The sequence below is a fragment of the Gracilibacillus boraciitolerans JCM 21714 genome (assembly GCF_000521485.1).
GTDB classification, from domain to species: Bacteria; Bacillota; Bacilli; order Bacillales; family Amphibacillaceae; genus Gracilibacillus; species Gracilibacillus boraciitolerans.
The window spans coordinates 541,753-560,784 of sequence record NZ_BAVS01000001.1; the positions used below are offsets into that span (position 1 = coordinate 541,753).

The 19,032-nt window shown below is 33.4% G+C and carries 23 protein-coding genes and 4 pseudogenes; 5 read left to right on the forward strand and 22 right to left on the reverse strand.

The annotated features are described in order from the left end of the window. Window positions 1-51: 51 nt before the first annotated feature. From JCM21714_RS23520 to JCM21714_RS02785, 12 genes and pseudogenes are all read right to left on the reverse strand, one after another. The gene (locus JCM21714_RS23520; RefSeq protein WP_369403423.1) at window positions 52-594 is read right to left on the reverse strand and encodes a PASTA domain-containing protein; all 543 of its coding nucleotides are present in this window, start codon (window positions 592-594) and stop codon (window positions 52-54) included. Then, window positions 568-1,265 (reverse strand): annotated as a pseudogene (locus JCM21714_RS23525) (penicillin-binding transpeptidase domain-containing protein); the annotation flags it as partial. The pseudogene JCM21714_RS23525 and the gene JCM21714_RS23520, both read right to left, overlap by 27 nt. After that, entirely contained in the window at window positions 1,174-2,250 is a 1,077-nt protein-coding gene (locus JCM21714_RS23530; RefSeq protein WP_369403398.1) for a peptidoglycan D,D-transpeptidase FtsI family protein, read from the reverse strand. The pseudogene JCM21714_RS23525 and the gene JCM21714_RS23530, both read right to left, overlap by 92 nt. A 10-nt stretch (window positions 2,251-2,260) precedes the next feature. After that, entirely contained in the window at window positions 2,261-2,644 is a 384-nt protein-coding gene (gene ftsL, locus JCM21714_RS02750) for a cell division protein FtsL (protein ID WP_035721614.1), read from the reverse strand. Between the two features lie 35 nt (window positions 2,645-2,679). Beyond that, the gene (gene rsmH / locus JCM21714_RS02755) at window positions 2,680-3,621 is read right to left on the reverse strand and encodes a 16S rRNA (cytosine(1402)-N(4))-methyltransferase RsmH (protein ID WP_035721621.1); all 942 of its coding nucleotides are present in this window, start codon (window positions 3,619-3,621) and stop codon (window positions 2,680-2,682) included. A 24-nt stretch (window positions 3,622-3,645) separates the two neighbouring features. Next, window positions 3,646-4,080, reverse strand: coding sequence for a division/cell wall cluster transcriptional repressor MraZ (gene mraZ / locus JCM21714_RS02760; protein WP_035721623.1), 435 nt, complete (start codon window positions 4,078-4,080; stop codon window positions 3,646-3,648). A gap of 394 nt (window positions 4,081-4,474) precedes the next feature. Beyond that, window positions 4,475-5,977, reverse strand: a complete 1,503-nt coding sequence (bshC, locus tag JCM21714_RS02765; RefSeq protein ID WP_084040548.1) for a bacillithiol biosynthesis cysteine-adding enzyme BshC — start codon at window positions 5,975-5,977, stop codon at window positions 4,475-4,477. Beyond that, on the reverse strand, window positions 5,923-6,102 hold the full coding sequence (locus tag JCM21714_RS17945) for a hypothetical protein (RefSeq protein WP_052000334.1): 180 nt from the start codon (window positions 6,100-6,102) through the stop codon (window positions 5,923-5,925). The genes bshC and JCM21714_RS17945 overlap by 55 nt, the downstream gene beginning before the upstream one ends. Before the next feature lie 108 nt (window positions 6,103-6,210). Beyond that, the gene (locus JCM21714_RS02770) at window positions 6,211-6,597 is read right to left on the reverse strand and encodes a DUF3397 family protein (RefSeq protein WP_035721626.1); all 387 of its coding nucleotides are present in this window, start codon (window positions 6,595-6,597) and stop codon (window positions 6,211-6,213) included. A gap of 183 nt (window positions 6,598-6,780) precedes the next feature. Continuing rightward, window positions 6,781-7,230, reverse strand: coding sequence for an RsfA family transcriptional regulator (locus JCM21714_RS02775; protein WP_035721628.1), 450 nt, complete (start codon window positions 7,228-7,230; stop codon window positions 6,781-6,783). Window positions 7,231-7,466: 236 nt separating this feature from the next. Beyond that, window positions 7,467-7,640 (reverse strand): 50S ribosomal protein L32, encoded by a 174-nt coding sequence (gene rpmF / locus JCM21714_RS02780; RefSeq protein ID WP_035721631.1) that lies wholly within the window; start codon window positions 7,638-7,640, stop codon window positions 7,467-7,469. Window positions 7,641-7,672: 32 nt separating this feature from the next. After that, window positions 7,673-8,113 (reverse strand): YceD family protein, encoded by a 441-nt coding sequence (locus JCM21714_RS02785; RefSeq protein ID WP_084040550.1) that lies wholly within the window; start codon window positions 8,111-8,113, stop codon window positions 7,673-7,675. A gap of 258 nt (window positions 8,114-8,371) precedes the next feature. Here JCM21714_RS02785 and JCM21714_RS02790 point away from each other — a divergent pair. Continuing rightward, window positions 8,372-9,585: pseudogene (locus tag JCM21714_RS02790) on the forward strand (nucleotidyltransferase). A 44-nt stretch (window positions 9,586-9,629) separates the two neighbouring features. Here JCM21714_RS02790 and JCM21714_RS02795 read toward each other — a convergent pair. Next, entirely contained in the window at window positions 9,630-10,649 is a 1,020-nt protein-coding gene (locus JCM21714_RS02795) for a SepM family pheromone-processing serine protease (RefSeq protein WP_035721636.1), read from the reverse strand. Between the two features lie 168 nt (window positions 10,650-10,817). Between JCM21714_RS02795 and JCM21714_RS23535 the strand changes: the two genes are divergently transcribed. Both JCM21714_RS23535 and JCM21714_RS02800 read left to right on the forward strand, forming a co-directional pair. Continuing rightward, entirely contained in the window at window positions 10,818-11,141 is a 324-nt protein-coding gene (locus JCM21714_RS23535; protein ID WP_369403399.1) for a hypothetical protein, read from the forward strand. Then, window positions 11,090-12,013: a nucleoside recognition domain-containing protein gene (locus JCM21714_RS02800; protein ID WP_369403400.1), complete on the forward strand. Its 924-nt coding sequence runs from the start codon at window positions 11,090-11,092 to the stop codon at window positions 12,011-12,013. The genes JCM21714_RS23535 and JCM21714_RS02800 overlap by 52 nt, the downstream gene beginning before the upstream one ends. Here JCM21714_RS02800 and coaD read toward each other — a convergent pair. From coaD to JCM21714_RS02835, 7 genes and pseudogenes are all read right to left on the reverse strand, one after another. Continuing rightward, window positions 12,010-12,494: pseudogene (coaD, locus tag JCM21714_RS02805) on the reverse strand (pantetheine-phosphate adenylyltransferase). The gene JCM21714_RS02800 and the pseudogene coaD overlap by 4 nt on opposite strands. Next, window positions 12,487-13,056 carry a 16S rRNA (guanine(966)-N(2))-methyltransferase RsmD gene (rsmD, locus tag JCM21714_RS02810; RefSeq protein WP_035721639.1) on the reverse strand — a complete coding sequence of 190 codons (570 nt, stop codon included), beginning with the start codon at window positions 13,054-13,056 and terminating at the stop codon, window positions 12,487-12,489. The pseudogene coaD and the gene rsmD overlap by 8 nt, the downstream one beginning before the upstream one ends. A 267-nt stretch (window positions 13,057-13,323) precedes the next feature. Further along, window positions 13,324-13,599 carry a YlbG family protein gene (locus JCM21714_RS02815; protein ID WP_035721641.1) on the reverse strand — a complete coding sequence of 92 codons (276 nt, stop codon included), beginning with the start codon at window positions 13,597-13,599 and terminating at the stop codon, window positions 13,324-13,326. A gap of 42 nt (window positions 13,600-13,641) precedes the next feature. Further along, window positions 13,642-14,085, reverse strand: a complete 444-nt coding sequence (locus tag JCM21714_RS02820) for a YlbF/YmcA family competence regulator (RefSeq protein WP_035721643.1) — start codon at window positions 14,083-14,085, stop codon at window positions 13,642-13,644. Further along, a complete protein-coding gene (locus tag JCM21714_RS02825) occupies window positions 14,085-14,384 on the reverse strand; it encodes a YlbE-like family protein (RefSeq protein WP_235182553.1) in 300 nt (99 codons plus the stop codon). The genes JCM21714_RS02820 and JCM21714_RS02825 overlap by 1 nt, the downstream gene beginning before the upstream one ends. An 11-nt stretch (window positions 14,385-14,395) precedes the next feature. Then, on the reverse strand, window positions 14,396-14,788 hold the full coding sequence (ylbD, locus tag JCM21714_RS02830) for a spore coat protein YlbD (protein WP_035721645.1): 393 nt from the start codon (window positions 14,786-14,788) through the stop codon (window positions 14,396-14,398). A 68-nt stretch (window positions 14,789-14,856) separates the two neighbouring features. Next, a complete protein-coding gene (locus JCM21714_RS02835; protein WP_052000337.1) occupies window positions 14,857-15,888 on the reverse strand; it encodes a CAP domain-containing protein in 1,032 nt (343 codons plus the stop codon). 169 nt (window positions 15,889-16,057) lie between these two features. Between JCM21714_RS02835 and JCM21714_RS02840 the strand changes: the two genes are divergently transcribed. Both JCM21714_RS02840 and ytvI read left to right on the forward strand, forming a co-directional pair. Further along, window positions 16,058-16,429 carry a YugN family protein gene (locus tag JCM21714_RS02840; protein ID WP_035721648.1) on the forward strand — a complete coding sequence of 124 codons (372 nt, stop codon included), beginning with the start codon at window positions 16,058-16,060 and terminating at the stop codon, window positions 16,427-16,429. A 110-nt stretch (window positions 16,430-16,539) separates the two neighbouring features. Continuing rightward, window positions 16,540-17,598 carry a sporulation integral membrane protein YtvI gene (gene ytvI / locus JCM21714_RS02845; protein ID WP_035721651.1) on the forward strand — a complete coding sequence of 353 codons (1,059 nt, stop codon included), beginning with the start codon at window positions 16,540-16,542 and terminating at the stop codon, window positions 17,596-17,598. Window positions 17,599-17,646: 48 nt separating this feature from the next. On the opposite strand, the gene JCM21714_RS02850 is transcribed toward ytvI, so the two are convergent. Further along, on the reverse strand, window positions 17,647-18,102 hold the full coding sequence (locus JCM21714_RS02850; protein WP_035721843.1) for a DUF420 domain-containing protein: 456 nt from the start codon (window positions 18,100-18,102) through the stop codon (window positions 17,647-17,649). Window position 18,103: 1 nt separating this feature from the next. Next, a pseudogene (ctaG, locus tag JCM21714_RS02855) lies at window positions 18,104-19,014 on the reverse strand (cytochrome c oxidase assembly factor CtaG). Window positions 19,015-19,032: the final 18 nt, after the last annotated feature.

Below are 19,032 nucleotides of genomic sequence, written 5' to 3' on the forward strand. Positions count from 1 at the left end.
TTGTCCCAATATATGATTGTGAAATTTCGAATAGAACACTGCGCTACATAGTTATCCTGTTTCTTCCTTTTCTTCAGAAGAGTCCTCAGACTCTTCTATATTGTTTGGTTGTTCCAGTTCTACCATCAAATAATCATTTTCATTAAAAGATGCTCCTGCCTCAACACTTTGTTTAACAATGTAACCACTTCCGACCCATTCCAAATCTAAATTCATAAAATCTTTAAATAGAAGAATATCTCGGAAAGACCATCCAGTCATATCAGGCATTTTCAACTGATCCGTTGCTATAAATACTTTCTGACTAGACGTAAGTTTTGCCCCTTGTTCAAGACTTACTTTAGTTATTTTACTACCATCACCAATAACAACAGGTCGAATGCCTGCCTCTTTTAATTCATTCACAAAAGCTTCCGTCTCTTTCCCAGCCCAGTCAGGAATTTCATTCACTTTTAGTGGTGCTGTTGCTTCTTTATCGGGATTAATTTGCAGATACCGGAGACTATTCTCCATAACATTTTTAAAAATAAACGAAACCGGTGCAGATCCAGACTCTGTAACGTCTAAATCCGGCTCTTTTACTGAAACATACATAATTAGTTCAGGATCATCGGCTGGTGCCATACCTAAAAAGGAGAATATATAACTCTCTCTACCTGTTTTATACATCCCTGCATCTGGATCTACGAAATTAGCTGTGCCCGTTTTTCCAGCTACAGTATAATCCTTAAGATTAAATATATTATGACCCGTTCCTTTTTCTGAAGTAATGACAGTTTCAAGTACTTCTAAGGTGCTTTGAGCTGACCCGGCTGAAATGGGTTCCCCCCCTACTACTTCTGGTTGATTCTGCATTAGGACTTCATTTGTATCATGATCCACTGTCTTATCTATGATATATGGCTTTAGCATTTTTCCATTATTCGTAATAGCAGTGGCAGCTTTCATTAATTGAATAGGGGTAGTGGTTGTACCTTGTCCATAGGAAGCTGTAACTTTCTCATCAGGATAATGATAAAGAATGTGTCCCGCAACTTCACCCGGTAAATCTATTCCCGTTTTTGATCAAAATCAAAAGCTTTAAGATACCCTAGAAATCTATCTGGACCAATTTTTTCATAGGCTAACTTTGAAGCAGCTACATTGGATGAACGCTGAATACCCTCTAAATAGCTAATCATTCCCCCATCCTCGTTTATTGTTATGATCGCCAATTGTACGTGAGTTGCTCTCCGCTTTGAAGGTGCCAGATTTATATAGTTCATCAGGGTTCCAGACACCTTCTTCAATGGCGGAAGCAAGTGTAAAGATTTTCATGGTTGATCCGGGTTCAAATGGTGTAGCAATCACATCATTATACCAATTATCCACATCTTCAAGATTATTTGGATTATAACTCGGTCGATTGCTAAGCGCAAGAACTTCACCGGTTTTCGCATTCATTACCACTGCCGTCATTCGAGTTGGCGCATATTCATCATTTACTTCTGACAGTGCATCCTCCATTAATGTTTGAATTTTCTGATCAATAGTAAGATAAACGTCATCACCATTTTCAGGTTCATTTATTACTTCATTAGGATTTAATAATTTAAAATTAAATTTATCTCGCTGGTAAGAAATCGAACCATCAACACCAGTTAATAATTCATTCATATAACTTTCAACACCATTAATCCCAATGATTTTATCCTCTTGTTTATCAGTTAAACCAATCGTATGCGAAGCAAACATGCCATTTGGGTAAAAACGGATTGGTTCTTCCATGAAATTAATTCCAGGCAACTCTAATGCTTCGATTTCATCTTTTTGTTCTTGATTCAATTCCCGTCCTTTGGAACCAAATTCGACTTGAAAACTATTTTTTTGCTTTCCTTCCTGAAGACTATTTAATACTACGCTTTCTTCCATTTCTAAAATCGGAGCCAGTTTTTGTGCGGTCTCTTCTATATTTTTTACGTGTTTAGGATTTAAACCGTTTGTCGTATATGTCTCATCGAGAATAGCATATATACGATAGACGACATGTTCCTGAGCTAAAGACATGCCATTACGATCGTAAATAGTACCTCTGCTTGCAGGTATTGTATATTGATTCGTTCTCTTCTCTTCAGCTAGTTTTTGTATAGAAACACCTGATACCTCTCCAGAAACTTGAATATACAGAAAACGACCAGCAATAACAAGAAAAGCAACAGAAAAAATCACAATCCAAACGGTTGGCATTATTTGTGTTGTTTTACTTTTCATATTTGAACACCTATTCTGTTAATTCGCTAGCTTGCTTTACTTGTGTATTTTTAATTTTCAACCCATTATCTTTTGCAATTTTAATAATACGTTCTGGTTGACTTAGCTCCTTTTTCTTTAATGCTAAATTCTTATTATGTACACTTTGTTGTTCGATTTGTGCGTTTAACGACTCTATATTCCGATTTAACTGATCGACAGAAGAACTAAAAGAAACAATGTAAGCAGAAATACAAAGAAACACCACAGCAAAGATAATATACATCATTTTTTCTCCACGTGTGATCCATCGTTTCTGTACTTTAACTTTCTTCTTAATAATCTTGGGTTGATGTTGTATCTCTTGGTCAAGATGGTCTTCTTTTTGCCATGTTCTAGCGTGCTGACTACTCATTGTTATTCCACCCTTCTATTTTTTTATATATTTTTTCATCTTTCTTTCACTTTTTCGATAATTCTTAGCTTTGCAGATCGGGAACGCCTATTCTCCTCTAGTTCTTTCTCAGATGGTAAAATAGGCTTTCGATTTACTAACTGAAAAGGTGGTTTAAACTCTTCGGGTATAACTGGTAAATTTTTTGGCAGAGGTGGAACAGTACTCCACTTTTTAAATGTTTGCTTACAAATTCGATCTTCTAAGGAATGAAATGTAATAACAGACATCCTTCCACCTATTCGCAAGGCCTTTCCAGCTTGTGCTAACACATCTTCAAATGCTTGCAATTCATCATTTACAGCAATGCGAATAGCCTGAAAAGTTCTTTTAGCTGGATGTCCGCCCGTTCTTCTAGCAGGAGCAGGTATTGCTTCTTTTATAATTTCCACTAAATCAAAAGTAGTTTCAATTGTTTTAACTATTCTTCTTGCTTCAATTTTACGAGCGATTTGTTTCGAAAACTTTTCTTCTCCGTATTTAAAGAAAATCGATACTAATTGTTCATAGGACCAATTATTCACAATTTCATATGCGGTAAGACTATCATCTTGATTCATCCGCATATCCAATGGTGCGTCATACTGATAACTAAATCCTCGTTCACCACGATCAAGTTGTGGTGAAGACACACCAAGATCGAACAAAATCCCGTCAACTTGATCTATATTTAACATCTCTAATTCATTTAACAGATATCTAAAATTACTTTTAACAAAGGAAATTTTATTTTTGTATGCACGCAATCTCTCTTTTGCAGCGTCTAAAGCATCCAGATCTTGATCGAATGCAATTAATTTTCCTTCATCATCTAACTGTTCAAGTATGTATTCAGAATGACCGCCTCCACCGAGCGTGCAATCCACATAAATTCCGTTTGGTTTTATATTTAGGCCATCAACTGTTTCTTTTTTTAATACTGTATAATGTCCAAACATGGGTCACCTCTGTCATATTGTCATTTACAAATCAAAATCCATCATATTTTCTGCGATTTCTGCAAATGAGTCTTCAGAAATATCAACAAACTCTTTCCATTTATCATCTGCCCAGAATTCTACGCGATTGGATACCCCAATCACCGCACACTCTTTCTCAATACCGGCATATGTGCGTAACGGTGCTGGTATATTAATTCTTCCCTGTTTGTCCAATTCACATTCAACAGCACCTGAAAAGAAGAATCGCGTGAATGCTCGAGCATCTTTTTTTGTTAATGGTAACTTTTTTAATTTTTCTTCTAAAAGGTGCCATTCATTCATCGGATATGCAAATAGACATTGATCTAGCCCACGTGTAACGACGAACTGCTCTCCTAGCTCATCTCTGAACTTTGAAGGTACAATGATTCGTCCTTTTATATCAATGTTATGTTGAAATTCCCCCCCCATGAACATATCCTAACACCCACTTTCTCACCTTATAGTACCACATCCCCCCCACTTTTCACCACATAAAATTCAAAAAAATATTTACTTGTTTGAAAGCGTCTTTAAAACAGTTTAAACATAAACGAAATTTATAAATACAGCAGTTGTTTTCTGTACAAATGTACAGTTTTCCCCAAAATCAAAAATAACAATCCAAGTCTTATACATTGATAAAAAGTTAGTTGAAGAACACGCCCCCCGGAAAGAAAAGTGGTCAAGCTGGAGCGGTTGTTACGCACAGGTTCCTATCAAAATTACCACTTCGAAGAGAAAATTCTCGATACCGCGAATTAAAGGATGATATATTTCTCCACTACAAAAAAAGGTAATTAGCTCTTTGGCCAATTACCTTTTTCATAAACTATAAATATACTACGTAGTGTTGTTTTTTCCAGTCAAACGGATAATTAGAAATATCCTTTAACCAATCATCCCCATAGATATTAAGAAAATAAAGAATATTCCATGTTCGTTCTTGTAATCCATTAAAGGGATTCACATGCATTTGAACAAAATCAAATTCATTTAAATGATCTGCATATTTACGCTTGAACTCTTGATTTATTCTATTCGCCAGGTGATCAACCTGTTTTAGTAATAATTCTAAATTCTTATCAGCAAATTGAGAAATATCATCTGATAAGTGAGTGGTTACTTCTTTCATTGGTCCGTGACCATCAATAATCATTCTTTTAAACTGATTTGCCATTTCATCTACAGGTGCTTGTGATTGAGACTTTAACCAATTTAGTCTATGAGACTGCACCCCCCCTTGATTAATAACTTGTGTTAAAGAAAGATTATATCTGTTAATTTGTTTCAGTACTTTCTGCTCTACCATAGTAAGCGATATTCTCGGAAGAACAGGTGGCATCTTCATTGATAAGCTATGAAAGGATCCTTTTAGAATAGACCAATAAGCCGCTTCACTTGGACCAGCGAAAAAAGCTAATGTAGGAAATAGTTTCTCTTGCATCAAAGGTCTCGTCACCACATTATTAGATAATCTTTCAGGTGTCTCAGTTGCAATTTTTAACAGCTCTTCCTCTGTGTACTGACATTCATTATTTTTGCCAACCCATATCTTATTCATTTTTTGCAACAATATTCTTTCATTATTTTCCTTAATAAATAAATGTCCGTCGTTTTCATTAGCTTCTACCGTAACATGATACCCATTTGTTTTCATTGTTTGAAGCGATTGAAAAACATCTTGACTGATCACAGGTTGATTTTGAATTATATCTTTAAAAAATGATACCTCTAATTGTCGAACATCTTTATCATCAGAATCTATCAGAATTAAACCCGTTTCCGCGAATAGTTCATGAATGAATAATGCAAAAAAGTCGACAAAGGTATCTGCAGTTTTTAAATGTTTTTCTAAATTTGTCACAATCTTTTTTGTATAAGTACTTTCCTTTAACTCACGTATGATTAAATTAATCCATTGAACTGCATCCTCTTTATCCAAAGAGCGATTAGATATCGAAACTCTTTCTGTATAATGATCTCCCATAGCATATTTCTTTAGATCAGTTCCATCTGGAAGGTACACATGATTTACTTCATCGTAATCGTGATCTTCCCCCCCTGCAATCCAAAAAACCGGTAAAACAGGGATGCCGAGCAGGATCGTTTGTTGTTTTGCAAATGAAATTATGGATATTATTTTATTAATCGTATATAAAGGACCTGATAATATACCCGCTTGTTGTCCACCAATTACTACCACACTGTTTGGATCCCTTAGTTTATCAATATTTTCAAATGTCTGTTGATCCGCTTGCCAGCCTTGATTTAGTTTGATTAAGGTATTTGCCAAAGCATTTCTATCAAAAGATACTTCATATAAATCACTAATTCGCTGCTGAAATACATTAGGATCATAGGATTATAATCAAAATGATCTAATAAGGATGAATCTCCTTGTTCGTAGTCATGAATAAATTTATTATGTAAATCGAGTCTATTGGATTCGATACGCATTAATGAACTGCCCCCCCTTCGTTTTTCAATATATACATTTGTAATCCATTAGTATTGTACATAATAGGAAAGATAAAAGCACATAATTTGTTTAGGTATTTATTATTTTCACACGATTAAGGATATATTATATATTATGCCATATATGATCGTTACAATATGTAATGCAAAAAATAGCAAGAAGGTTACTTTCTGAAAACGTTTCCATACTTGCATAAAAACAATATCTGTGTACCGTTGCCAATGGATAACGGTACACAAAAGAAAAATAATTAACAGAACAATCAAAATGTATCCAAATAAGTTAATAGAAAAAATGGAATAGATAACAGTACCTACAGATACAACATATAATCCGGTTGTGCTATTAACAGCTAAATGAATAGAATACCATTTGTGCTTTAAGATCTTATAAGATAGTTTATAGACTAAATAAGTCATGAGAAATGGTAATGTGATCATAAATGCTAATATATAATATAAGCCTTCTGCCATAAAAACAACCTCGCTTTTTAAAAGTGAAATAAATCGCACATCATTACTTTTAGTCATGTTTATTATTATAGAAGACTTTTTCACTTGTGCAAGGTATATTAATAAAAAATCAAGATAGCATACAAAAACCTCATCCAAAAGATGAGGCGATTTAAAAGAATACTTCATTAATTAATGAATGAATTAATGCTTAAGCTTATCTAACGCTTGATTGACAGTATAAACAAAGCTAAGATAATCTTGCAACTGTTGTTTCAATTTTTTATTTTCTTCAAATAAACTACGTAATTCCTGATGGTGGTCCATTTGCTGATAAAAATGTTGAAGCCTTTCTAATGTTTGTATTACTTCATGAATATTAGGCTGATCTTCATTCTCATATTTTATAGTGTGTTCTGAATCTAGCGTGAATTTCTTTCGATTGCTTTTAGCGAATTGAATCGCTTCATCATATTGCTTTCTAAGCGTGGCATTCCATCTGAACCCACATGCTGCAGAAGTACGAGATAACTTCCCTCCCACTTCTTTAAAAGCCTCTAATTGCGTTCTACCTTCTCGAATATAACGGATTACTGTTTCCGCTAACAAAATATCCTCATCACTTGTCCATGCATCCTGACGATTCCCTTGCACAATCCCACCTCCTCTATCCTTGTTTACAATGTATGCAACTAATAGAAGAGATAGACATATTGTACATATAAATCAGAAATCTTAATTCTGTTCATTGGCATCATCTCTCAATTTCATTATCAAAAATTCACAAGAGAAAGAGGAAGATGTCCCTATTAATAACGGTTTAGTTTTTTTATTATAAAAATAGTGGGAGAAATATTCCTCCACACTATTTTTGAGTACATCATATTAAATTATTGTTCAACTACTTGCTTTCCATCATATTGTCCACAAGATTTACATACATGGTGTGGTTTAGTTAGCTCACCACAATTAGAACATTCTACCATTCCTGGTACATGTAATTTTTTATGAGTACGACGTTGATTTTTCACCTTTTTAGAAGTTTTTCGCTTAGGTACTGCCATACATTACACCTCCTTTAAAGAGAAGTAAAGATTTATCCTTTACTATCTTCCTTGTTACTTTTGTCATTTAATAAAGATTTAAGCTTTTCGAGTCGTGGATCGACCTTTTCTATTTTTTCTTCACCTGTGATAAGAGTCCATCCATTTCCCTCTTTGACTGTATTTGCTTCTAATTCTTTCTTTTCCGCAAACACTCGTAAAGGTATCTCTAGTAATACATTTTCCTTTATATAAGGCATTAAGTCAAGTACCTCACTGTCATTTAAATGCACTTCTTCATCCTCGTAATAAGCAGATGTGGTAAATGACTCATACGCATCAATTGAGAAAACATAAGGGACATCTATCAAAGTCCTAGCACAAGGTAAAATCATCGTACCCTGAATCTGGAAGTCACAGATTATATCTTCTCCATCCATTCTAGCTGTTCCCTCCACTAGAACTGGTTCAATATATCGAATATCGTTATCCATATTTTCTATATCTGATATATCAATTTCTTCTTTAAAAGATATTGGTTCTCCCTGTGATCGATTCAGTTTTGGATATATAATTTCATATTATTCACCTCAAGGCAACAAGAAATATTTTAAAAGGAAATGAAGCATTTGTCAATATATTTTTACCACATAAACAACATTTAATCTTTAATATGCTATACTACTTACTACGATACACTTAGAATTTACACCCTTATTTATTTCATTCATTTTTTTACGAGGAGGTAGCCCATGAAAGCTTGTGGATTAATTGTCGAATACAATCCCTATCATAACGGACATCACTATCACTTTCAACAGGCAAAGAAAATTACTAACTCAGATTGTGTGATCGCTGTAATGAGTGGGAATTTTTTACAGAGAGGTGAACCCGCTATTATTGATAAGTTCAACCGGGCAAAAATTGCAATTGAGCAGGGAATTGATTTAATTGTAGAATTACCATACTTTTATGCAGTCCAACATAGCGAATTATTTGCACGGGGGGGAGCAATTAGAATATTGGACAGTTTACAAGTTGATTCGATTTGTTTTGGAAGTGAACATGGCAAAATTAACGATTTTACTGAAATGTATCAAATCATAAAAAACATCAAGAAGAATATGATTCCTATTTAAAACTGATGTTAAACAATGGAGAATCCTATCCTAAAGCTAATGAATTAGCTTTCAATAAAATTGGTGGTAATAAATTATTAATTGATTTTACAAAACCAAATAATATTTTAGGTTACCAATATGTTAAAAGCATCTATGACATAGATTCCAAAATCGTACCTATTACAATTAAGAGAATTAAAAATGACTTTCATGACAGTGAAATTAAAGACTCTATAGCAAGTGCTACAAGTATCAGAAATCAATTATTCCACGAGAATGAAGAAAATATTATACAAGCAGTTCCTTATAAATCAAAGGAAATATTGGATAATTATCGATTAAACTATGGTGCATGGCATTATTGGCAAAACTATTTTACTATTCTTAAATATCGTGTATTAACAATGTCAAGAAGTGAATTAAAGAAGATTCACGGTATGAAAGAAGGTCTAGAGAATCGAATTATTGAGAAGATAAGTAAGGCTACGAATTTTAATGAGTTTATGGAATTAGTAAAAACAAAAAGATACACAAAGACTAGTTTGCAACGAATTTTCGCCAACATATTAACAAATACAACATCAACAGAAATAAAGCACCTTATTGCTCAAGAGCAGCCTGATGGAATCCGTGTGCTCGCGATGTCTCCTATAGGTCGTCAGTGGCTAAATCAGCATAAACAACAAATAGAAACTACCATTTTTACTAGTAACAAGAAACCCTATCCATATCAGACAATGGATGAACGTATTGACAATGCGTATTACAGCATTTTACCTATTCCTGTTCAACAACGACTGCTGAAGCAATCATACCAAAAACCGATATTTAAGACGTCACAATAAAGAAAGCAGATAATCGCTTAGAATCCACGCCTACCAAAGAAATGTTATAAACTTTCCAGGTAGGCAACAGCATCTTCGAAATGGTCGACGGGTACAATTTTCATTTCAGTATTAATTTCTTCTGCTACTTTTTTTGCTAATTCATAGTTGGATCCTTCTCTACCATTTTCATTTGGAGCAAAAAATATTGCGCAACCAGCTCGATCTGCAGCTACAACTTTTTTATCGATACCACCGATTCTGCCAACATTGCCTTCATAATCAATTTCACCCGTTCCAGCTATTTGAAGCCCTTTCGTTAAATCTTCCTCTGTTAACTGATCATATATTTCTAATGAGAACATTAGACCTGCACTTGGACCCCCAATTTCCCCACTGGAGAATTGCAACTCTGGAGAAACATTAACATCACGATTGGTAACTAGACTTATTCCAATTCCTGGTTTTCCATCCAACTGCTCCAATGCTTTCAACGTAATTTCCTTCTCAAAAGTTTCTTCCTGCCGCTGAATTGTTACTAAAATCTTATCTCCTACTTGTTTACCAGACACATAATCAATTAAATCATTTGCTTCTTTTATTGTTTTTCCATCAATTTTCGTAATTTCATCCTCGGGTTGTAGGATTCCTTCTGCAGGCATATCTTTAACAACTGATACAACATAGACACCATTGTATTCAATTTCAATTTCCTTATTTGCTGCTTTATATGCAACCACTTTAGATGATTCTTGTGAGCTTTCCATCATCATTAGTTGTAATTGTCGATATTCACTATCTGTCATGCCTTCTTGTAAAACTTCTTCTACAGGTAAAATGTCGTAATAATCTTTAACTAACGCCAATATATATTGAAAAGGCGTTGCTTTACCTCCCTGAATGGTAACAAGATGCATGTCACCTTCACTCTCAAAACCACCTTTTACCTCTACTACAGGGTTAAGAGGATCAGCATGACCAGGTTTGTGAATATAATATGGCATCTGATAGCTGAAAAATAAGAATACAGCAATTAACGCTATTATAAACAATATAATGCGAACTTTACTTTTTACTTGGAACATAAATAGCCTTCTTTCTTCCTCTTACTATTTCCATAAAATCATTATGAATTGTAATATTTCATGTACAAGCTTGCGTATATATTAAACAATTGCCTATTGAAAACATTATTTATTTTACTACTATTTTAAACAAAGGTACAGAAAAGTGACAGTAAGGGAGTGCAAAAATTGAAGCAGAAGTTATATTCTATTCTATATGCGACCATATCCGTAATTATAGCGACTATGGTAATATACTTTCCTCGAGAAGTATTGAGTGCTAGTCAAAGAGGACTAGAAGTATGGGCAAGTGTAGTATTCCCTTCCTTACTTCCTTTTTTTATTGTAGCAGAACTGTTAATTGCTTTTGGGGGGGTGGTTCATTTTATCGGTGTGCTATGTGAACCAATCATGAGACCTTTATTTAATGTTCCCGGTGTAGGGGGGGATTTGTCTGGACAATGGGAATGGCTAGTGGATATCCATCCGGTGCCAAATTTACAGCGAGATTAAGACAAGAAGGACAATTAACACAAACAGAGGCAGAAAGGCTGGTATCTTTTACAAATGCCTCTAATCCTTTATTTATCATTGGCGCCGTCTCTATCGGTTTTTTTTATGATCAACAACTTGGAATTTTATTAGCAATTACCCACTATACCAGTAATTTTTTGGTAGGAGTGTGCATGCGATTCTATAAATATAATGAAAGAAATAATTATATAATGCCTCAATTTTCATTATCCAAAGCATTTGCCAAGCTTCATCATGCTAGAATGAAAGAGAGACGAACACTCGGTAAGATTTTAGGAGACTCTGTAACACATTCTATTCAAACATTATTAGTCATTGGCGGATTTATTATCTTATTTTCCGTACTCACAGAGATAATGCGCGAAGTTCATGTCGCACATTTTTTTGCAAATGGGATAGCAATTGGCTTAGAAGTTATGCATTTACCTAAAGAGATGGCGCTACCTTTATTTACAGGTTTTTTTGAAATTACAATAGGTGCAAATGAAGTTTCTCAAACCGACAGCTCTATCCTAATCAAAGCTATAATTGTATCCATTATCTTAGCTTTTAACGGTTTCTCTGTTCAGGCACAAGTTGCAAGTATTTTAGCCGATACAGATATTCGATTTACACCGTATTTTTTTGCTCGATTTCTTCATGCCATATTCGCTAGTATTATTGTGATATTATTATATGTACCAATTTATAAACATCAAACTGATTCTACAGTTGGTTCCTTTGTATTCTTGCCTTCAACTGTTTTTACTGAAATGGAAAAATATTATGACATATTCGAAAAGATTGGTTTTTTATTTACCTTAACGGTATTAATCGGATCCTTAATACTATTAGTAAAACAGAAAAATTAAGATTGCTGATATTTTTTTATTAATGCCTCTTCCACTACAGCCGGTACGAGATCTGAAACATTTGCTCGATACTTCGCTATCTCTTTGACCATGCTAGAGCTTAAGAAGGAATATTGATTATTAGTCATCATAAAAAAGTCTCAATTTCTTCATTTAATTTTCGATTCATTGATGTTATCTGCAATTCGTATTCAAAATCTGTAACAGCTCTAAGCCCTCTCAGTACTACTTGTGCATTTTTGCTTTGAGCATAATCCATTAACAATCCACTGCAAGAATCAATGGTAACATTGTCCATATCCGCAGTTGCTAATTGTAAAAGATGAACTCTTTCTTCCACACTAAAAAGTGGTTGCTTTGATTGGTTATTAAAAACAGCAACAATCACTTCATCAAAGACTTTTGCTCCACGGTGTATAATATCCAAATGCCCGTTTGTAACAGGATCAAAGCTTCCTGGGCATATCGCTAATCTAGCCATTCGATTTCACTTCCTTTTGGTATATAGTGATAGCTGTCGTATTGTTATATTCTTCATATTTTAAAATAATGAAATCTTCAAATTCATTTACCAATAAGGTATTAGGATCATGCTCACACACAATCATTCCATGATCTCTTACGATATTCATGGAGATAATACTGACTAATAACTCATTGTAAGATATTTTATGGTAGGGAGGATCTAAGAAAATTACATCAAATTGAATCCCTCTTTTTTTTATGGCCTTCAATGCTTTAAAAGCATCATTGCGATATACTTCAACTTTCTCTTCAATATGCAGATGATTAACATTCTGATAAATAATAGAAATTGCTTTTGGCTGTATATCGACTAAAATAGCTGTTTCCATTCCTCTGCTTATTGCTTCAATCGCTAATGCACCACTTCCCGCAAATAAATCAAGACAACTTCCACCATTAAAAAAAGGACCAATCATTTGAAATAAAGATTCTTTGATTTTATCTCCTGTAGGTCGTGTTAGTTGATTTGGTACAGACTTAATTTTGTTACCTTTATATTCACCAGCTATTACTCTCAAAGCATTTCCCTCTCTTCATCCATTCTAAAATCTCTCTTACTATAGCATGAAAGTTGGATAATTCTCAAATTACCAAGTATAAATCAATATAGATTGGTACAAACTTAAAGTAAAGCAACATATTTATTTGTTGCTTTAATTCGGAGAAGACTTACATTTCCCCCCATAAGTTCTTCCTCCGGTTTCTCCTCTCCCTTTATCTTTTTATTTTCTTATAAATAAGAAAATAAAAAGAGCCTGCAGTTAAATGATAACTGCAGGTTTTTTTTAAATTCCCATTTTATAATCATATTCTTTCGCTTTATCAACTATTTTACTTTCAAATTCTGTTTTGATAAACGGTTTATATGAAGGCTCTACCTTTGTGATAAAAGGTAATTTGAGCAACGATTGATAAGTATCATCGAACTGATTTTGATCTACATAAATTATCGCATATTTTAATTTTTTTGAAACATGAATCATATGGCCAAACTTTTTTATGTGCTTAACGTGTTTCATTTGATTAAACCAAACGATTAATCCTTGTCGTTTTACAATCATATCCGCACCTCACTTTTTTTGTAAATGATTCCGGTTATTTTGTCACGATACTTGACATCCACAACCACTGCTGCCAGAACCGCAACCACAACCACCATCAGTTAGAGCAGCACCATCCAGTGGTACTTTTACTTTATCACTGACACTAAAAGCAACCAACTGACTAATTTCATCTAATAAATTTTGTAAGTTTGTTTCAGCCATCTTATAGGCTGCAACGGTTTCATGCATATCCATTTCACGTTTTGCGACACGAATCTCTTTCATTATTTTACTATAATCAGGATGGTATCTGCCAAATCGCTCTACTTCATCATATGAGTCTTTAATTCCCATAAAGTAATGGATTAACTTTTGTGCCTTGGGATCATTCTCCATGAGTTCTTTTGCTCTATAAAAATTCTGCATTACATCTGATTCTAAAACCATTTGACCTAATGCTTCTGATTTATCTAAAGTATCAACAATTTCCATTGTTGCTAACATTATATCAACACCTCCGTATCATCTATCATACCAATAATTAACCAGAAATAAAAGAGGCAGTCTCTTAATCTTTCCAAGAGCCTGCCATTTGCATCAATAAACTTAACATTTGCATATTTTGTTGTGTTTTTTGCAGACGCTGGGGGCATTGTTTTCCCATAGAATTGTTTTGATGTTAATTCTAGTTCTTTCAAACGATTTGGATCTCTTGTCAAATAACGGTACCATTCTGGGTGATTACGAATAAAGCGCCATAAATCTTCACGTTGCTGTACTACTTGATATGTTTCTGGTTCCATTTATTTCCTCCTTAATCTTTTGGACGATAAAAAAATTGATCGTTTTGAGTTGAGGATGACATTTGATTATTCCTATATTGCTTAAACTGGTTGATAAGTACCAATATATTATCAATGGCTCCATTCAAATCATTAATATGGTTTTCGACTTGATTAACATCTAATTGACCAATGTGTTTCCATAGCTTCTGGTACAATTGATTACTGCTATCATTTTCTTCACTTTTAGCATCTGTATTATTTTTATATTGCTCCCAGCTTGGGTCTTCTTTACCTAAAAGGACAAATTTTTCATAGGTTTCTTGCAAATTTAAATCACCTTGTCTAATTTTTTTTATTAGTGGGGGATGAGCATGGATAAAATCTTTAAATTGTTGTACTGAAGGATGAGATGCGTTATTCATGTTTCTTTCTCCTTCCTCAATTTCTTCCTACCACAATATATGCATATTACCTATAGATGTGTACTATCCTATTTGTCAATAAAGTTCTGTGTATAATAAGATTGATATACTCCGACACCTAAATGAGTGTACTCTTTCTTTAATATTGCCTCCCTATGTCCTGAACTGTTAAGCCAGCCATGTATCACTGCCGGAGCGTCGATATAATGAGCAGCAATATTCTCTCCTGCTGAGAAATAGTTAGCCTGAGCAGCTATTAAGCGTTCCTTTAAACCATCACCATTCAAACTATAGTGCGAGAAGTAACTTTCAGTCTTCATATCTTTACTATGAGCTTTTGCAGCAATAGCCGCCTGCTCATCCCATGCTAAGTCATTCAAATTATACATGCCTCGTATTTCATTGGTAAGATCAAATATCTGTTTTTCGATACTAGCTTCCACCTTTGTATCCTCAATAAAATTATCCACTTCATTCAATTCTCCCCAATAAAATAATTCATAAGGTTTCAGTAACTCTAAAACGTTTTTATTCATAATCCGAATACCAGCTAGTGTTTCACTAAATTGATCAATATATAACTGTGCAAAAATTTGATCAGATAATCGAATTAATGGTCTTTCTTTTATATCTTGTTCTGATAATTTAAATCGTAAATTATCAACTTCAAAAGTATTAGTAAATGTATAAGCGCTTTGTAACTCGTCTACACCTTGTCCTATAATCAAGGGAAGTACATCTAAATTAGGTGAATTCGTATAGAAACTGATAATGGTAGCATTTTGAACAGCAACCTGAAAATAAAAATCCTTGTTATTATAAATCCACCACTCATAACCATACAGGGAGGGATCCTTTCGATCAGGCTCACCAAATTCAGATTGAAAAATATTTATATTCTTATTTATATATTTCCATAAAGCATTCTGCTGGACTATAAGGGAATGATCCTTAGGAAGATTGTCTTTGATTTCCTTTTTATAGTTTTGTGAAATATGGGAATAGACCTCCCTGGACTCTTCAAAGCGATTTAGATAAACAACACTGATAAATGCACATGCTAACCCTATAAGAATTGCTATTATAATTTTTAACTTCATCTTACACCACCTAATTTGGTTGAAAATTTATATTCAATTTTATAAACTATATGCTTTTTACCCTTTTTTAATGAAAATATTTATGAGGGAACATTCTTTTTAAATTGCATCTTTTATCATTTCATACTATGATAGTTTTAATGATATTATTAAATGGGGGGGTGTAACTATGAAATTTACAGAGACAGGAATAGAAGACATTTTAATTGATCTTAAGCCATTAGATCATGCAATGGAGAAAGCCAATTTTATACGTGCAGGTCAGTGGGACTACGAACGTGTTACATATGATTATAAAATTGGTTCACCTGAAAAAAACATTACCTATTACATAAGAGTGCAAGGTTATGCAATTGAAGGAGATGTTGACCGTGGAGATGCGGTAATAAAATTATTAACTCCTTTGTTAGGTAAACACTATTATCCTACGGGTATTGAATATGGGGGGGATAAAGAAGAATTCCCTGAAACTACGATCGAAAGAGCTGCTAAATTATTAGCAAATGCAAGACAAAATATGGAACCGTTTGTGAAAGAATAGTCTCAATTGAAAATCAATGACTGCATTAAATAATACAGTCGTTGATTTTCAATGAAAATTATATCATTCATCATTACTTTCTTTTTGAAAGGAGCCAGGATAATAGTTAAATGAAAAATATAAATAAAAAACATGTAAAACTTTTTTTTATCATACTTTTAATAATCGTTGCAGCTATACTAATTCTACCCGTTTCTATCCCCCCCATTATCTTAGCTTTTATCACGGCCTTAATTCTTAATCCTACCGTAAGATGGATTATTAAAAATTTAAAATTTAATCGCAAACTATCTGTTACAATTGTCTTTATTCTTTTTTTAGTGATACTAAGTACGATTGGTACCTATGCAGTAACTAAAATAATAGGTCAGGTTGCTAATTTTGCTGAGAACGCTCCCACTTATATTATTCACGTGAATAATCAATTGTTAGAGTGGGAAACCGATTTAGACCATTTCACTGAGGATTTACCACAGGAACTCGTAGAAGAAGTTAAAATTCAAATTCAAACAACAACAACTTCCTTAAGCAATAATTTTAGGGAAATATTACGAATTGAAGAACTTGCTAAGCTAGCAAGTAAGATTCCAGATTACCTAGTAAGTTTTATTGTATACCTAATCTCATTGTTTATGTTTATGCTGGAATTACCACGGTTAAAAGCTAATTCCTATAAACATTTAAAAGAAACAACAGCAGAAAAAGTAAAATTTATGAATGATCGATTATCATATGTAATCTTTGGCTTTTTTAAAGCTCAATTTTTAGTAAGTATCATCATTTTTATTGTATCATTAATAGGTTTATATATTATCGTACCAGAATACGCCTTAATAATGTCACTTATCATTTGGATTATCGATTTCATACCTATAATCGGCTCTATTGTAATATTAGGACCGTGGTCACTTTACATGCTAATTACAGGTGATTTATTTATTGGAGGTCAACTAGCGATACTTGCCATTGTATTATTGGCTATACGAAGAACAGTTGAACCGAAAGTAATGGGAAAACATATTGGTTTATCCCCACTTGCAACACTTATTGCCATGTATGTTGGTTTAAAACTTTTAGGTATACTAGGTTTTATAGTTGGCCCATTAATCGTAATCGCATTCAACTCTGCTAAAGAAGCAGGCATTATAAAAACAGACTTTAAAATATAAGATAAAATCACAAGAAAAAAAGCCAAGCAAAAGATTGCTTGGCCTTTTCTATGTTCCCAAAATTGCTTTAAGTAAACTTGTTGTTTCTCCGCCTTTATAAAAGATATATAGTAATAGATATACCGCAACTCCAGTAATTGCCGTGAAGAACCAAATAACACTAGTAATCGGTCCAATTTTCTGATGCTTTTTAATATTTCGTTTTAGAGCAAGTGTTAATGTTACTACACCAAATATTGCACCTGTTGTAGCTAATATGATATGAAAGATTAAAAATATTGTATAATATACTTTTAATTCCTCCGGCCCTCCAAAACTAGTATTTCCTATAAATATTGTTCTTGAAATATAAATAATAAAAAAGAATAAAGCACTAATTGCTGCTGCAATCATTGTTTTTTTATGTGCTTTGTATCGTTTTTTAATAATCAATTTCCAGCCAATTGCCATAAGAATTGCACTTAAGATAATAAAAAAGGTACTAAGCGTTGGTAATATCTCCAAATCATCCATTCCTTCCCTTTCTATATTTGTTCAGTTCGGTGAGTACTTGGTAGCGAATCAATTTGTCTGTTCCACTTCTAAACCAAGGAAAGAAGATGCGAGCCAAAACGGTACCATAAATAATTTCCTGAGTAATTTTCATAACAATACCACCAAGTTGTTGATCTTCAACAATACCAAGTGGAGAAAACATATCAGGTCCACTCAATGACAGACCGCTTAATACATCACCTGGAACACATAAAGCTAATGCTTGAATCCAGCCACCAGTCGCACCATACGTATTATAGATGACCTCAGATGAAAATATAATCAGAGCACAAGCAGGGGGGGTAATCAAAATACCATTTGCTGCAATATAACCAATCTTCAATAATGGTGACATCTTATCCTGCTCTTTTATTGGAGTAAAAATAGGCCACCAAACAATAAAGGCAGTAATTAAAATAGTAATAGAAATACTACTATGTGCCACTCATTTGCTTTAGCAAAATCAAAGACAATTGGGATGTGATATAAAGAAAACAATCCGTTAAATAACAATAAGGCTATTAATGGTTTAGTTAAAAGTTTTAATACATGTTTTAAAACCGGTACCTCAAATACCTTTCTCCAAGCCCAGGTTGGAATTCCCTTAATAATTAAGATCGGAAACAGTAAATAATACAAAGCCATTTGTAACATATGTGCTGTAAACATTATATGTGACATCAGATCCATAGGAGACCCTTTAATAATATATAATAATACTAACCCTCCATAAAAGTATAACACCTGTTCTACATTTACTCTTTTAGAATCTTTTCTATTTATAAAGATGATAAGATACGCCAATGCTAACGTCAAAATAAATAAAGCATAATATGGACTCCATAACGCTCTAAAACCAAAAATTTGTAAATCTTGTAGCATGTTTAATCACTCCAATTT